This window comes from Paenibacillus anseongensis (assembly GCF_009757995.1).
GTDB classification, from domain to species: Bacteria; Bacillota; Bacilli; order Paenibacillales; family NBRC-103111; genus Paenibacillus_E; species Paenibacillus_E chondroitinus.
The window spans coordinates 549,688-564,017 of sequence record NZ_WSEM01000008.1 but is presented as its reverse complement, the minus strand read 5'-3'; the positions used below and the strand labels follow the sequence as shown (position 1 = coordinate 564,017).

Genomic DNA, 14,330 nt, shown 5'->3' with positions numbered 1-14,330 from the left:
AAAACATAGTGTGGTGTTAAACTAACGGGAAACGATAGTTGAATCTTAATAAAGAAGGAGGACCTAATAGCTTGAACCCAAAAGATTTATCAACAAAAGAAGACTTCATAACATTTCTTAATACATTGAGACATGATTTAACTGAGAATGCTGCGAGCTGGGAAAACCAAACACTAGAGAGTTTCTTGGAAGCTATGGAAGCTTGGTTAAATGATTCTAATTCCGTTTCTAATACGCCAACCTGGAGTACCTTTGCAACCTCATTATTGGCAGGAAAGGCATATGAGTGAACTAAGTCATTACGCCATCGGGACACGATAGTTCAATGAATTATAATGGGTTCTGCAACTGCGGATCCCGGTTATACAGTAATTTTGGAAGCATTACTTTGCCGCTATTTCTTTGCCGCAGTTTGAAACATTTTCTTGCCTAAAATCATTTGATTTTAGGCTATTTTCATTCCAACAAGTTCATTTTTAAAGCATATTTTTGCCTTAAGTTCTGAATTTGAAGCATTATCTTGCCGCCAGTACTATATCTTGTGTCCTATAGTAATATGGTTGCAGACTGAACGGGCAGGATAGCGCAATAGTGCGCCTAGCAAAGCTAGGCACAACTAGTTGGTGAAAGTCCAACCGAGGTAGGGACCAAGCCGCCTCGTAGCTAGCAGGCATCTGGTGGCGAGATCCTAAGGATGAAGCCCTGTGAAAACCCCAAACTAGGGTGAAGCAAAACTGCAGGCTGTAACATAAAGTGAATCCTGCCGCATCGTCATATCGAACCCGAAAGGGACAAGAGGGAGCCGAACCCCGTATTGTACGGTGAAGGCCACGGAACGCGTGAAGAACTTGGAAAAGCAACGCGGAAGAATCCTCCGGTGTATGGGGAACAGCATGTAGTAACAGTTGTGTCTGGAACTAGGGAGACCCTACCTCGCACGACAGCGTCGTAAAGCGCGAACCTATAAGCCCGGAGGGTGAAGTGGTAAGCGGCGAGAAGGGAGTCGGAGAGGGTGGTAGTACCTATGAACGCAGGACAACATAACCTGTGGGAGGAAAGCACCCTTACTTTGTTTATGGGTAACATTGGAGGTAAGAGCGAGTGAATGCAGTGAAATCTGCTAACTACACCAAAGTAAAAGTTCAAGAACTCCAAAGGACCCTCTACCTTGCGGCTAAGGCAAGTAACAAGCGCAGATTTCATGCTCTATACGACAAAGTGTATCGGACAGATGTCTTGTGGGAAGCATGGAAACGGGTTAAAGCAAATCGAGGAAGCGCCGGTATCGACGGTGTGACGATTCAGCACATTGTACAGGAGTATGGAGAAGAGCGATTCGTGATGGACGTACAACGCCAGCTAGTGGAAAACCTCTACCGTCCTAAGCCGGTTCGGAGGAAGGATATACCGAAGTGCGATGGTAAAACACGTCCGCTCGGAATACCCATCATTCGGGATAGACTGGTACAAATGGCAACGAAAATCGTCCTTGAGGCAATATTCGAGGCGGATTTCAAGGATTGCTCGTTTGGGTTCCGACCGAAGCGAAGCGCGAAACAGGCGATTGAGCGGATACACAAAACAGTGAACTACGGGAGAGTGTACTGGGTGGTTGATGTAGACATCGCCGGTTACTTTAACAATATCCCACATGACAAATTGCTCAAGCTCGTGGAACAACGGGTGAGTGACCGAAGAGTGTTGAAACTTATTCGACAGTGGCTGAAAGCCGGTGTCATGGAAGATGGACAGGTTCATAACACAGAGATCGGAAGCCCTCAGGGTGGAGTCATCTCACCGCTACTCGCGAACATCTACCTGAACTATCTCGATAGCCTTTGGGAAAAGCAATTTTCCCATATTGGTACATTGGTGCGATATGCGGACGATCTAGTTATCCTATGTAAAAATAAACCCAACGCAATGGAAGCCATTCAGGTGCTTAAGGCAGTTTTCAGGAAACTGGAATTGACGATGAACACGGACAAGTCCAAGCTTGTGAACCTGTGGCTGGATAAAGAGGGATTCGACTTTCTTGGATTCCATCACCGCCGCATGCCGAAATTGTTTAAGTCGGGGAAATTCTATGACCTGCGAAGTATTCCATCCAAAAAGGCGATGAAGAAGATGCGTGACAAAGTAAAGGAAGTAACAGCGCCACGTGCGCGACTTTACTGGTCACCAAAGCAAATGGTAGACAAGCTCAATCCCGTTATACAAGGATGGAAGAACTATTATGGTAATGTAGATCCTGGCATGTCGAACAAATTTCTATTAAAAGTGGACTGGCATATTATTCGTAGACTGACACTGTACTGGAACAAAAAACACAAGCGAAACCAACTGCACCCGAGGAGGGTCGCCGAGGTACTTGGCCGTATGGGCCTGAAACGAGTAAGCGCTTGGGGTAGCTATACTGCCCAAGGTGAAGAACATCGGAAAGCCGTATGCGGGAAAACCGCTCGTACGGTTTGATGAGGGGGGACTGGGAAACCAGTCCCCTACTCTACAGTAATAAAAGTAAAATATATAAGTGCAATATTAAAATGGGGCTGTCTCACAAGTGGGAGCACTTGCGGGATAGCCCCTTTCCGATTATACGAGCGGAGACTGAATCGCTGTCGCAAATTGAAGCCGGTGCCTGTGGCCGTCGACGACCGTTGTCTGAGCGCTCACGAAGTGGATGTGCTTGCCGTTTCCGACAGGAATGGCAGGACCTGTTCTGATTTTACGGAGATTATGGAAATGATCGAGGAAATCGGTGTGTTCGAACACAATTTCATGGACATGACTGTTCCCGGCTGGAATTACTTGGCTGGTCACGCCGGCGAAGCGGTGGTTGTGGCGATCTGCGCCTTGCTCAGCTAATTTCGTGCTGCCTTCAAATTCATGAACGTGAGTTTGCTTCTTGGATACGACGGCCATTTGGCGTCGGATCAATATTTTCTTTGGCATACGAGAATCCCCTCCTTTAGTTAAATCTAAACATTTTATTCAGTCGCCAACAGCGAGGTGTTAGGGCAAATACCTAACGGTATGTTAATAAAAAACAACTAAGGGGGCCATCGCGACCATTGTCCACGTCAATCCGAACGCCATCCAGCTCAGCCCGGGCCGGGGCAAGCAGAAGCCATCCCTTGTGCTGCGTATGGGACAGCCTCTTTGTTACGCTAAACATTTCTGTATAGCCTAAGAAATGGGCTTTGTCAAAAAAGGAGCGCCTCGGTATGATGGGTTTGTCGACGGGTAGATACCCAACACCATCAAGGAGACGCTCTTAATATGAAGTTTAAGCAATCAGACGGACAAAATCAACGTATCTAGTTGTGGGTATTGATATGGCAAAAGAAACTCAGGTAGCTCAAGCTACAAATTATCGAGGGATTGTCCTTACAACCCAATATCTGTCATTCAAAAACACTATCCAGGGATTTGAGAAATTACAGCGTTGGATGGAGGGTTTGCAACAAAAACATCGACTGAAGGATATCATAATTGGCATGGAGCCGACGGGACACTACTGGTACAGTTTAGCTACCTGGCTTGCCCAGAAAGGCCTAAATGTCGTTTTAGTTAATCCAGCAACGACGAAACGAAACAAGGAGAACCGAGATAATTGTCCTTCCAAGAGTGATCCGAAGGATGCCCTTGTCATTGCAGGTGTTGTTAGCCGTGGCTATTATTATGATTACATTCGGCAAGCGACTCATTTTCAAAGGCTGCGGACCCTAATGAGTGATCGAGAGTTTTGGGTCACAAATAGCGTTCAGATGCAGAATCGGATCATCCGCTGGCTGGATATACGCTTCCCTGAGTATGCTTCTGTGTTTAAAGATTGGACTTGTCCACGCTCCATAGCTACACTCAAAGAGTTTCCCTCTCCGTTGGATTTAAAAGGTCAATCTACCTCAGAAGTTATTACAGGTTGGCGAAAATATATGAAACGAGCTGGCGGCTCCACAGGTATTCAGAAGACAGCTGAATTACTCTCTAAAGCGGCTCAAAGCATGGGGGAGACGGTAGCGCTGTATGAGGCCAAACAGGAGCTGAATCGCTTACTAGAAGAGTACGAGCGCATTGACGGTATATTGAACCAAATAGCACAAGAAATCGCGGCTTTACTTGGCGAGATCCCGATTGCTAGCCAGCTTCGTTCTGTTAAAGGTTTGGGCACGATCTATATTGCAGCAATTCTAGCTGGTGCCGGTGATCTGAAGCAGTACGTTCACGGTCGTCAGTTGCTACGAAAAGCCGGTTTAAATTTGGCAGAGAGCATGTCTGAAAAGCGTAAAGGCCAGATCATACTCTCGAAACGAGGGGATTCCACACTCCGAAAATATTTGTATCTGGCTACCTTAACATTAGTGGGAACAAATCCTATATTTAAGCAATTACATTTGAATAATGTTCAGATTAAACGTATGAGTAAGCAGAAGTCGATATTTAAATTGCTCGGAAAACTGGCACGAATCTTAGTTGGCTTGGTACATTCCGAGGAGTCATTCACTCCTGAAAAAACGGTCATTCCGTATACTCACGCTGCCTAACATCTTCAAACGATTCGTGCGTTGGACGATGTTTCGTTAGATATCGATTACGGCGAGTTCGTGGCGATCATGGGTCCATCGGGGTCGGGGAAGTCGACGCTGATGAACATTTTGGGCTGCTTGGATGTAGCGGATCGCGGGGACTATGTGCTGGATGGAAAGGCCATTAATCGGCTCAAAGTGGCGGGAGATCTGGCGATAATACTGGCGGATGAACGGACGGGGGCACTGGATTCGAAAACGAGCGTGGAGATTTTGGATGTTTTTAAGAGGCTTAATGAGCAGGGCAGGACGATTGTGTTGATTACGCATGACCTAGCGATTGCGCAACAGGCGAAGCGGGTAGTGCGGTTTCAGGTTGGGCGGTTGAATGAAGTTGTTTAGTGTTTATAAGACCGGGACTCCAAATAAGGGTTCCGGCTATTTTATTTTCAAATTGTTTGATTTATTCTACCAGCTATAGAACCTAACGGAATCATTACATGCAAAGTGAGCGAGTTAAGAAACTAAAAAATCTACTGGACTTAAGACATGACCCGATACTGACCATAGCATCCAGAATGTGCTTTTATAACGTTATCATGAATTAGAGCTTTGCACCACAACTAGAATAACCGAGGATTCAAAAGGTTTCTGCTTCGAGGTTTACCCAAAGTAAGTCTGAAGGTCGGGTACTTTCGCTTGCCTACAATCTGCTGAAGAAAGCAGTAGTGGATGCCAAAAACGAAAGAGCTAAGCGCATAGCCGCTTAGCTCTCTTTTTCATTTCAAATATTAATCTGTCCCGAATATCTATAATTGTTACTTTTGGGATAGCCTTTTCATATAATTTAGTTTTTAAGGAAGTTAATCAAAGCGGTATTGAATTGTTCAGGGTGAGTCGCGTTCAAGCCATGCGGTCCACCTTCAATTACGACGAGTTGACTGCCTGAAACAGCTTCGTTGGAAAGTTGACCGCTTACTTCAAGCGGCACAATCGCATCGGAATCGCCATGGATAACAAGTAATGGAATATCAAATTTGGCCAAATCGCCACGGAAATCCGTCCGGCCGAAGGCATCAACGCAATCTAGCGTCCCCTTTGGCGAAGCGTAAGTAGCAATATCAAGGTTGTAAACACGGAAGGACTCGCTGACTAGGTCGGTTCTATCCCCTGCTTTAAAGAAATTGTGAGTGAAGCCGTCAAGGAAGGCGATACGGTCTTTTTTCAAACCGTCTTGGAAGTCCTGAATGGTGCCTTCATCCAGACCACCTTCCGGATGCTCAGCGGATTTGTAGAAGAACGGCGGAACTGCAGCAGCCAACACGGCTTTTTTGACACGGCTTGTTCCGTATGTGCCAACGTAACGGGCAACCTCTCCGCCACCCATCGAAAATCCGACCAGTGTAACGTCCTTAAGGTCCAGATACTCGATCAGCTTATGGAGATCCGTCGCAAACGTATCATAGTCGTAACCGGTCCACGGTTGGGAGGATTGCCCGAATCCACGGCGGTCATATGTAATAACGCGGTAACCTGCATCGATGAGCGCTGGAACTTGACTCTCCCACGAGCGCCCGCTCAACGGCCAGCCATGGATCAAAACGACAGGTTTGCCTGCGCCAAGATCCTCAAAATATAGTTCAATGGGTTGCCCGTTTTCTGTTCCTACTGTTAATTTAGCCATGTTTCATATTTCCTTTCGAATTGGTTTTGGTTAGGCTGAGACAGTCAAAATGAATTGACTATCTTTTTTTGGAATGGATAGGTTACCCTCCATGGCCGCCAAACATCGTTTGAGCATAAACAATACCCGCACCGTAGGCGCCACTGTGTTGCAAAGCAATCTCCAAAACGGCATCATACGTTTCTTGACGCGCCCAATCGCGCTGATACTCAAGAAGAACAGACAGCCAGGTCACGGGAATGGCTCCTGCTTGAATCATGCGTTGAACGGACATGTCATGTGCTTCCGTCGTCGTCCCGCCTGAAGCATCCGTTACGATATATACTTCATATCCATCTTTGATGGCTGAAACTACAGGAAAAGCAAGACAAACTTCTGTCCACAGAGCTGCCATAATCAGCTTCTTGCGACCTGTTTTCTTCACGGCCTCCACGAAGTTTTTGTCTTCCCAGGAGTTCATTGTTGTTCGGTCAATCGGCTTTTGATCAGGAAATACAGCTTGAATGTGCGGATGAATAGGACCAGAAAACGATTCAGCAGCAACTGTTGTAAGAATAATTGGCGCATTGAAAACTTTAGCTGTTTTAGCCAGTCCAACCGTATTGTTAATAATCGTTTGGCGATCGGCGCTTTGTACACCAAAAAGCATTTGAGGCTGATGGTCTACTAGAATGATAGCGGAGTTCTCAGCAGTTAGTAAATCGGACTTGTCGTTAAACATGTAAAAATCCCTACTTTCTATTTATGATTGATTACAACAGATCCACAAATATGAGAACCCGAACCTGCTGCATGTAACAAGTCTATTGAAATGTAAAAGGATGAACAATCTTCATTTTTCTATAAATCCCATAGGTGAAAACTATAGATTATAAAGAAAAAATAAAAATAATGTATAAGTGATTTCTATGGCTGGTATAGAGAAAGCCTTATTGATGGAAAAAATCCTGACTTATAAACTTAAATAGAAAGTAAATGATTGAACAAACAACATCATTAATGACTGGATTGAAGGAGGAAAGTTAGTATGTGGGGTTCAATGCTTCTCGCTTTAGCTACAGGTATCGTCATTGGCGTTGTTTTTCAATCGCTGAAGATCCCCTCTCCGGCGCCGCCTTTTTTGGGATTACTTGGTCTCTTAGGAATGTTTTTAGGACAACGTTTGATGCCTTGGATACAACTTTGGTTAAGCCGTAAGTAACACAATAATAAAGGAGAACAAAATCATGTCTGAGAAACCGACGATTGTTGAAGCAAACCTAGTTCCCATTAAATAACAAAGGAGAACATAATCATGTCTGAGAAATCAAGGATTGTTGAAGCAAGTTTAGTCATTCATAATGCCAATATCGTGACCATGGACGATTCTAATCCAACTGCAACAGCCATTGCAGTGAAGAACGGCCAATTCCTGGCCGTGGGGGACGATGCCGAAATCATGAAATATGCTGGACCTACCACGCAGGTTGTGGACGCGAATAAACGAATGTTGATTCCAGGTTTGAATGATTCTCATATTCATCTTATTCGAGGCGGCCTCAATTATAATCTCGAGCTTCGATGGGATGGCGTGCCATCCGTTGCGGATGCCTTGCGGATGCTGAAAAAGCAGGTGGATCGTACGCCAGCACCCCACTGGGTTCGTGTTGTTGGCGGTTGGACAGAATTTCAATTCGCGGAACGTCGAATGCCAACTTTGGATGAAATCAATCGAATTGCTCCGCATACGCCGGTATTTATTCTCAATCTTTACCGTCAGGCTTTTTTGAATAAAGCAGCATTACGAGTCATCGGATATACGAAAGATACGCCGAATCCGCCAGGTGGAGAAATCCAAAGGGATAGCCAAGGGAATCCGACAGGAATGCTCATCGCTAGGCCTAATGCTACTATTTTGTATGCGACCCTAGCGAAGGGACCGAAGCTTTCATACGAGGATCAAATCAATTCAACCCGATTGTTTATGAGGGAATTGAATCGATTCGGAGTTACAAGCGTTATTGACGCTGGTGGGGGCTTTCAAAACTACCCTGACGATTATCAGGTATTTGATGAGCTTGATAGACGTGGAGAAATTACGGTTCGCACGGCGTATAATTTATTCACCCAGCATCCCAAGAATGAACTGAGTGATTTTAAAGCATGGACCGCTACGACGCAGCCGTACACAGGCAGTTCCTACTATCGTCATAATGGTGCAGGTGAAATGCTTGTTTATAGCGCAGCGGACTTCGAAGATTTTGTTGAACCCCGTCCGGAACTTCCCGCTGTACTGGAAGATGAACTATTCGAAGTAACCCAGCATCTCGTAGAGCAGCGTTGGCCATTTCGTCTTCATGCCACTTACGGAGAATCTATCACACGTTTTCTCGATGTATTTGAACGCGTGAACAAAGAGGTTCCCTTTAAAGACTTACGCTGGATTCTGGACCATGCTGAAACAATCCAGGAGAAGGATTTGGAGCGCGTCATCGCATTAGGCGGTTCGATCGCTGTTCAAAGCCGAATGGCTTTTCAGGGGGAATATTTCGTCGATCGATATGGGGCCGAAGCAGCGGAAAATGCGCCTCCGATCACCAAGATGATTAAAGCTGGCTTGCGTGTTGGAGTAGGGACAGATGCAACCAGAGTAGCCAGTTATAATCCATGGGTTGCCTTATACTGGTTAGTAACGGGCAAGACACTTGGTGGGCTAATCTTGTACCCTGCTTCCAATCGTGTAGAGAGGCATGAAGCGCTTCGCATGTATACAGCAGGAAATGCATGGTTTTCAAAAGAGGAAGATGTGAAAGGGCAAATTAAAGAAGGTCAATATGCCGATTTTTCGATACTTTCTGATAACTTCTTTCATGTCTCCGAAGAAGCTATTAAAAAAATTGAATCTGTTTTCACTGTTGTAGGAGGCAAAATTGTCTATGGTACTAATGAATTTCAGCCTTTGTCGCCGCCAGCTCCCCAAGCAAGTCCAGACTGGTCTCCGCATAATATCTTTGGAGGCTACTACAATGGAACAAGTTACGGAGGAGGCGGAGCGGGGGTTCAGGCACCTCAAAAGGCACACCATCATCATGGATGCAACCATCACCATGGCAGTGGCTTCTGTGACCTGGATTGCTTCGTTTTCTAAGTATGTTTCACCAAAATAATCCAATAGGGGCGAAATCATCATGTCTGAAGTTACGATCAAAGTAAACGATAATGGGCCATTGCGTATTACAGGCAAAGTAGAAATGGTGGATGCGGTGGGCAACCGTTTTGAAACCAAGGAAAGCTTTATTCTGTGCCGGTGCGGTTTATCCAGTCAAAAACCGTTCTGCGATTTGACTCATAAAGGTAAGTTTGAAAGCGCTCCTCGAGCTTAGATTAAAAGATCAATATCGATCATTCTATATTTCGTATAGCCTAAGCTAATAGTTGGTAATGTTGCTAAATTCGAAAGGAGTTTTTTGATGACTGAAAAACTAACGGAAGTGCTTAACATTCAAATCGCTAACTGGAGTCTGTTGTTCACCAAACTTCATAACTATCACTGGTATGTTAAAGGGGCGCAGTTCTTCACTTTGCATTTGAAGTTCGAAGAACTTTATACAGAAGCTGCACTTCATGTGGACAATCTTGCCGAACGTCTGCTGGCATTAGGCGGTAGTCCGGTAGCGACACTCCATGAAATTATTGAAAAAACTTCATTAAAAGATGCAGCAGGCAATGAGAATGCAAATGAGATGGTCCGTACGCTTGTAGCTGATTTTGGGATTATTGTGAGTGAGCTGAAAGAGGGCATGAATACTGCTGACCGTGAAGGTGATGAGACAACTAGTGATATGCTATTGTCGATTCATAGCTCCCTGGAAAAGCATGTATGGATGTTAAAATCTTACTTAGGATAATTGTAATCTTTCTAAAGAATAATGGATTAACGGAAGACCTGAAAGAGAGCGGCCTTAAAAAGCTACGATTCTTGAAGGTCTTTTCCTTATCATATTAGAAACTTTTGTCATTGAGGTGAAGAAAATGATCCCTATTCTTGATCGTATCAACCAGCTAAGCAGGAAACAACGCGAAATTGGTTTGACAGAAGAGGAGAAATCTGAACAAGCAGCATTGCGTCAAGAGTATTTGCAGCTTATTAGATTCCAAGCTTTGTCTACCGTGTTAAGCTTATCTGTTGTCGACCCTGAAGGTAATGACGTAACTCCATTAAAGTTGGTGCACGAGAAAGAAGAGCCAAACATTTAGCTGGCTCGTTTAATGGAGAATTCCTTCAGTAAAAAAAGAGCAGTTCCCCAGCTATCATTTACTGGGTGAACTGCTCTATTTTTGACGGATCGTATTAAGTCAGTTGTGGAACTCTCAAACCAAGCCCCTTGGCGATGACTTGCCCCCATTCGGGATCTGCTTGAAAGAAGTGAGAGATTTGGCGGAGTTTAATTTCATCTTTTTCCACCGGCTTCATAGCATTTACTATGTTATATACTAATCGTCCGCGTTCTTCTACACTAAGCAATCGATACAGGTCGCCGACTTGAGTGTAATGATCATCTTGGTCATATGGGACGCTATCGGCTGAACCGGTTATCTCAAACGGGGCTGTCTTGTACGTTTCAGATTCGGCAGCTCCGCCATAACTATTTGGTTCATAGTATATCGAATTTCCCCCATTACGATCGGAACGCATCTGTCCGTCACGCTGGTTGTTATTCACTTCTACGATAGGTTTATTGATAGGCAGTGTATTATGGTTCGTGCCGACCCGATAGCGATGAGCATCGGCATAGGCAAATAAACGGCCTTGAAGCATTTTATCCGGCGAAGCCTCAATACCGGGTACGAACGCCCCAGGGGAGAAGGTTGCTTGCTCAACTTCGGTAAAATAATTGTCAGGGTTTCGGTTGAGGACCATGCGTCCAACCTCGATAAGAGGGTAATCTTTCTGCGACCACACTTTCGTTACATCGAAAGGATCGAAACGATAGGTCTTGGCATCTTCCATCGGCATCATTTGTACATACAGCTTCCATGCGGGGAAGTCGCCTTTGTCAATGGCATTAAATAAATCCTCGATATGATAATCTGGGTTTTCACCGGCCAGCTTGGCGGCCAGCTCGACATTCAGGTTCTTCACGCCTTGTTCCGTTTTAAAATGATATTTGACCCAAATGCCTTGTCCGTCCACATTGACCCACTTAAACGTATGGCTTCCGAAGCCATGCATATGACGCAGAGTCGCAGGAATACCACGATCGGACATCAAGATAGTGACTTGATGCAAGGATTCGGGAGATAAGGACCAGAAATCCCAAACAGCATTGGGGTTTTTTAGATGAGTTTGAGGGTGGCGTTTCTGGGTATGAATGAAATCCGGAAATTTAATGGCATCCCGAATGAAGAAGACAGGCGTGTTATTGCCCACCAAATCATAGTTTCCTTCTTCCGTATAAAACTTTACAGCAAAGCCACGCGGGTCACGTACGGTATCTGCCGATCCCAGCTCACCTGCTACCGTGGAGAAGCGTATAAATACGGGTGTACGTTTGCCAACCTCAGACAAAAAGCTGGCCTTTGTATAGGCGGAAATATCGCCCGTTACTTCAAAATATCCGTGTGCGCCGGCACCTTTGGCATGCACAACACGTTCGGGGACGCGTTCCCGGTTGAAATGAGCAAGCTTTTCCAGAAGGTGGACGTCTTGAATAAGGGTTGGACCGCGTGAGCCGGCAGTCATGGAGTTCTGGTTATCTCCAACGGGAGCGCCCCAACTTGTAGTTAAATGGCCATTTTTGGTTTCCATGTACAAACCTCCAAAGTAATATATGTGTACAAACGATGAGCCATGGTGAACCGGAATTACCGGATACGATACCGAATCAATTCTCAGAGTTCGCGTTTGTCTTGTTTGGGACGATGCTGGTTAACTGCGAGTTTCTTCTAAACGAATAAAAAAGGGGACAATCAAGCTCAAACACAACAGTCCAGCTAATATTTCAAAAGAGAATAAATAGCCTCCGTGATTGATCAGATAAATTGAGAGAATCGGCCCAAGTGATGCACCTATGAACACCATAAACATGTGGAACGAAACCGCGATCGCCCGGATCTCCCCCGCAATGTGACCAATTAGTGAGATCAGTGCGGGAAGAGCCACAGCAATTCCAATAATAAACACGACACTCATCGAAACTAAAAAAATGAGGTTAGGCCAGAGGCCTAACAATCCCAAGCCGATTCCAGCAAAGATCAATCCACACCATAAAACGTTTTTGATTCCAAATTTCGCAACCAATCTTCCATCAAATGGTGCTATTAGCATTCCGATAATACCAACCACACGTACCCATAGAATATCTTGATGACTTAATCCGAAGAGCGAACTGTTTAGGTAACTTCCAAGTGTCGTAAAAAAACCGACAAGCGAAATAAAGAGCGTAGCAGAAATAATGTAGCAAAGTGGCAAACCCTTCTTTTTAAAAATATGGCCTATTCGCAAAAAGGCAGAAAAGAAGCTGCCATCGGATTGCAGTGTTGCATCTTTTGCAATAAAGGTAATCAAGATAAACGATATTAAATACACGGCAAAAAGAATATAGAAAATATAAGACCAACTAAAGAATAAAACAATATAGCTGCTATATATTTGTCCAACGATAGTTGCCATTAAAAATGCCGTACTGATGAAACCAATAATGGTTATTCTTCTTTTTATCGGAAACATTTCCATGGCGTAGGCTAAGACAGACGGAGGGAACATGGATGCAGCTAAACCCTGGATGGCTCGAAGGGCAACAAGCCAAGAAAAGCTGCTGACACTTCCAATTAGAGGAGTTATTACAGTTAGCAATAATAACCCTGACAACATCATTTTTTTTCGCCCAAAACGATCGGATAAAACTCCAAAGAATAGACCTCCACCTGCAAAAGCAAACGAAAAGGCACTGCCAGCCCAAGCAGCTTGAGAAGACGACACCTTGAATACGTCTGCAAAAACCGTTATTAACGGGATTGTTAAATACACACAAGATACTACAACTAATGAACACCAGAAAAGAACGACGGTAATGAATGAGAAATTCGACGAGTTGGACAACGGTTCGTTAACCAAGATCCTACCCCCTTGTTCTTCAGATTTTTTAATTGGATTATTTATGTTCAGCTAACCAAACGGCTACTTTTTGAGCATCGTCCCCTTTGAGGATTCCAGCAGGCATACCACCGCGACCATTAATAATTTGGTTTTTTATTTGATCAACACTCAGTTTTGAACCAATTTTTTGTAATTTCGGTCCAACTCCACCTTCCAAATTGTTGCCATGACATGCAATGCAGCTTTTTTTGTACAGCAGTTCACCGTCATTTATTGAGGTGCTCAAAGCGCTCGAATTTGAAGCAAGGGTTTCTTGTTTTGAGCAAGCAGATACCAAGAGCATAGATATAGTGGAAAACAAAATAACCAGACATTTTACCTTCACTAATTATCACCTCCCGGCCTTATATAAGAACGTATCTGAGTATTACTTGGAAACATCATTCGTATGGTTATTATAAATGTCCATTGCTTTTACGTTAGTAAAAACGTTGACCGCAAATATCAAGATACCGATTCCAGCCACAGATTCGCCAATACGCTTTAACGTTGTAACCCAATCTGGAGCGTAGCCATGAGCCATTAAAGCGAGGGTAATGAGCATGATGGGCAGGCCGATGCCTTGCAACCAGAAGTGCCACCTTGCTAGAGGAGATTCTGATGCTTTGGGAAAACGAAGATACGTAAATCCGCAAAGAGCCAATGTTGCCCACCCGAAAAGATTTGTATGAGCATGTACGCTTGTTAGTGCAAAGTTAAGTGTTGTACCCATGTAAATACCGATGCAAATACCAAGCAAAATATAAACGACTGCCATTTTTAAAAAACGTACGCCCATAGAATTTCCCCCTTGTTAATGTTATAAAGAACAATTCATCCGGCCGGGAATTATCCTAAAACTTAAACTTCTTTCAATTGGAAGTTTATACAACATCTTATAAGCACAGATAGGCAACTATCAATATGAATCTGACTATATCTAATATAGAAATTGCTTATATTAGCTTTGTCCTTGAAGATATAGCTAATGACTATACAT

The 14,330-nt window shown here is 44.3% G+C and carries 16 protein-coding genes; 9 read left to right on the top strand and 7 right to left on the bottom strand.

Going from position 1 to position 14,330, the window contains the following annotated elements; translation table 11 throughout:
• The first annotated feature begins 71 nt into the window (after positions 1 to 71).
• The gene (locus tag GON05_RS10105) at positions 72 to 290 is read left to right on the top strand and encodes a DUF7660 family protein (protein WP_157319023.1); all 219 of its coding nucleotides are present in this window, start codon (positions 72 to 74) and stop codon (positions 288 to 290) included.
• Between the two features lie 811 nt (positions 291 to 1,101).
• Complete coding sequence (gene ltrA, locus GON05_RS10100) at positions 1,102 to 2,475, top strand: group II intron reverse transcriptase/maturase (protein ID WP_181646250.1); 1,374 nt, start codon at positions 1,102 to 1,104, stop codon at positions 2,473 to 2,475.
• A 120-nt stretch (positions 2,476 to 2,595) separates the two neighbouring features.
• On the opposite strand, the gene GON05_RS10095 is transcribed toward ltrA, so the two are convergent.
• On the bottom strand, positions 2,596 to 2,955 hold the full coding sequence (locus tag GON05_RS10095; protein WP_157319022.1) for a YmaF family protein: 360 nt from the start codon (positions 2,953 to 2,955) through the stop codon (positions 2,596 to 2,598).
• Positions 2,956 to 3,338: 383 nt separating this feature from the next.
• On the opposite strand from GON05_RS10095, the gene GON05_RS10090 reads away from it, so the two are divergent.
• Together GON05_RS10090 and GON05_RS10085 are read left to right on the top strand one after the other, a co-directional pair.
• Positions 3,339 to 4,547 carry an IS110 family RNA-guided transposase gene (locus GON05_RS10090; protein WP_246238963.1) on the top strand — a complete coding sequence of 403 codons (1,209 nt, stop codon included), beginning with the start codon at positions 3,339 to 3,341 and terminating at the stop codon, positions 4,545 to 4,547.
• Positions 4,548 to 4,559: 12 nt separating this feature from the next.
• Positions 4,560 to 4,931, top strand: coding sequence for an ATP-binding cassette domain-containing protein (locus GON05_RS10085; RefSeq protein ID WP_181646279.1), 372 nt, complete (start codon positions 4,560 to 4,562; stop codon positions 4,929 to 4,931).
• A gap of 445 nt (positions 4,932 to 5,376) precedes the next feature.
• On the opposite strand, the gene GON05_RS10080 is transcribed toward GON05_RS10085, so the two are convergent.
• Both GON05_RS10080 and GON05_RS10075 read right to left on the bottom strand, forming a co-directional pair.
• Positions 5,377 to 6,213 carry an alpha/beta fold hydrolase gene (locus GON05_RS10080; RefSeq protein ID WP_127452521.1) on the bottom strand — a complete coding sequence of 279 codons (837 nt, stop codon included), beginning with the start codon at positions 6,211 to 6,213 and terminating at the stop codon, positions 5,377 to 5,379.
• Positions 6,214 to 6,295: 82 nt separating this feature from the next.
• Positions 6,296 to 6,934 carry a hydrolase gene (locus tag GON05_RS10075; RefSeq protein ID WP_127452523.1) on the bottom strand — a complete coding sequence of 213 codons (639 nt, stop codon included), beginning with the start codon at positions 6,932 to 6,934 and terminating at the stop codon, positions 6,296 to 6,298.
• Positions 6,935 to 7,240: 306 nt separating this feature from the next.
• Here GON05_RS10075 and GON05_RS10070 point away from each other — a divergent pair, with 306 nt between their 5' ends.
• The 5 genes from GON05_RS10070 to GON05_RS10050 all read left to right on the top strand — a co-directional run bounded on the left by GON05_RS10070 (position 7,241) and on the right by GON05_RS10050 (position 10,449).
• Positions 7,241 to 7,414, top strand: coding sequence for a DUF1427 family protein (locus tag GON05_RS10070; protein ID WP_157319020.1), 174 nt, complete (start codon positions 7,241 to 7,243; stop codon positions 7,412 to 7,414).
• A gap of 93 nt (positions 7,415 to 7,507) precedes the next feature.
• Entirely contained in the window at positions 7,508 to 9,340 is a 1,833-nt protein-coding gene (locus GON05_RS10065) for an amidohydrolase (protein WP_157319019.1), read from the top strand.
• 40 nt (positions 9,341 to 9,380) lie between these two features.
• Positions 9,381 to 9,575 carry a CDGSH iron-sulfur domain-containing protein gene (locus GON05_RS10060; protein WP_057305706.1) on the top strand — a complete coding sequence of 65 codons (195 nt, stop codon included), beginning with the start codon at positions 9,381 to 9,383 and terminating at the stop codon, positions 9,573 to 9,575.
• 87 nt (positions 9,576 to 9,662) lie between these two features.
• Entirely contained in the window at positions 9,663 to 10,100 is a 438-nt protein-coding gene (locus tag GON05_RS10055) for a Dps family protein (protein ID WP_157319018.1), read from the top strand.
• A 124-nt stretch (positions 10,101 to 10,224) separates the two neighbouring features.
• On the top strand, positions 10,225 to 10,449 hold the full coding sequence (locus GON05_RS10050; RefSeq protein WP_157319302.1) for a DUF896 domain-containing protein: 225 nt from the start codon (positions 10,225 to 10,227) through the stop codon (positions 10,447 to 10,449).
• Positions 10,450 to 10,543: 94 nt separating this feature from the next.
• Here the strand turns inward: GON05_RS10050 and katA are convergent, their stop codons facing one another.
• The 4 genes from katA to GON05_RS10030 all read right to left on the bottom strand — a co-directional run bounded on the left by katA (position 10,544) and on the right by GON05_RS10030 (position 14,129).
• Positions 10,544 to 12,001: a catalase KatA gene (katA, locus tag GON05_RS10045; protein WP_157319017.1), complete on the bottom strand. Its 1,458-nt coding sequence runs from the start codon at positions 11,999 to 12,001 to the stop codon at positions 10,544 to 10,546.
• Positions 12,002 to 12,121: 120 nt separating this feature from the next.
• On the bottom strand, positions 12,122 to 13,309 hold the full coding sequence (locus tag GON05_RS10040) for an MFS transporter (protein ID WP_157319016.1): 1,188 nt from the start codon (positions 13,307 to 13,309) through the stop codon (positions 12,122 to 12,124).
• A 37-nt stretch (positions 13,310 to 13,346) separates the two neighbouring features.
• Complete coding sequence (locus tag GON05_RS10035; protein ID WP_309491790.1) at positions 13,347 to 13,676, bottom strand: c-type cytochrome; 330 nt, start codon at positions 13,674 to 13,676, stop codon at positions 13,347 to 13,349.
• Positions 13,677 to 13,718: 42 nt separating this feature from the next.
• Positions 13,719 to 14,129, bottom strand: coding sequence for a heme-copper oxidase family protein (locus GON05_RS10030; protein WP_157319015.1), 411 nt, complete (start codon positions 14,127 to 14,129; stop codon positions 13,719 to 13,721).
• Positions 14,130 to 14,330: the final 201 nt, after the last annotated feature.

Bases quoted from the DNA above. Each gene is read 5' to 3' on its own strand.
- GON05_RS10075 (WP_127452523.1), bottom strand. From the start codon at position 6,934: ATGTTTAACGACAAGTCCGATTTACTAACTGCTGAGAACTCCGCTATC.
- GON05_RS10065 (WP_157319019.1), top strand. From the start codon at position 7,508: ATGTCTGAGAAATCAAGGATTGTTGAAGCAAGTTTAGTCATTCATAAT.
- katA (WP_157319017.1), bottom strand. From the start codon at position 12,001: ATGGAAACCAAAAATGGCCATTTAACTACAAGTTGGGGCGCTCCCGTT.
- GON05_RS10095 (WP_157319022.1), bottom strand. From the start codon at position 2,955: ATGCCAAAGAAAATATTGATCCGACGCCAAATGGCCGTCGTATCCAAG.
- GON05_RS10090 (WP_246238963.1), top strand. From the start codon at position 3,339: ATGGCAAAAGAAACTCAGGTAGCTCAAGCTACAAATTATCGAGGGATT.
- GON05_RS10080 (WP_127452521.1), bottom strand. From the start codon at position 6,213: ATGGCTAAATTAACAGTAGGAACAGAAAACGGGCAACCCATTGAACTA.
- GON05_RS10070 (WP_157319020.1), top strand. From the start codon at position 7,241: ATGTGGGGTTCAATGCTTCTCGCTTTAGCTACAGGTATCGTCATTGGC.
- GON05_RS10030 (WP_157319015.1), bottom strand. From the start codon at position 14,129: ATGGGCGTACGTTTTTTAAAAATGGCAGTCGTTTATATTTTGCTTGGT.
- GON05_RS10060 (WP_057305706.1), top strand. From the start codon at position 9,381: ATGTCTGAAGTTACGATCAAAGTAAACGATAATGGGCCATTGCGTATT.
- GON05_RS10055 (WP_157319018.1), top strand. From the start codon at position 9,663: ATGACTGAAAAACTAACGGAAGTGCTTAACATTCAAATCGCTAACTGG.
- GON05_RS10050 (WP_157319302.1), top strand. From the start codon at position 10,225: ATGATCCCTATTCTTGATCGTATCAACCAGCTAAGCAGGAAACAACGC.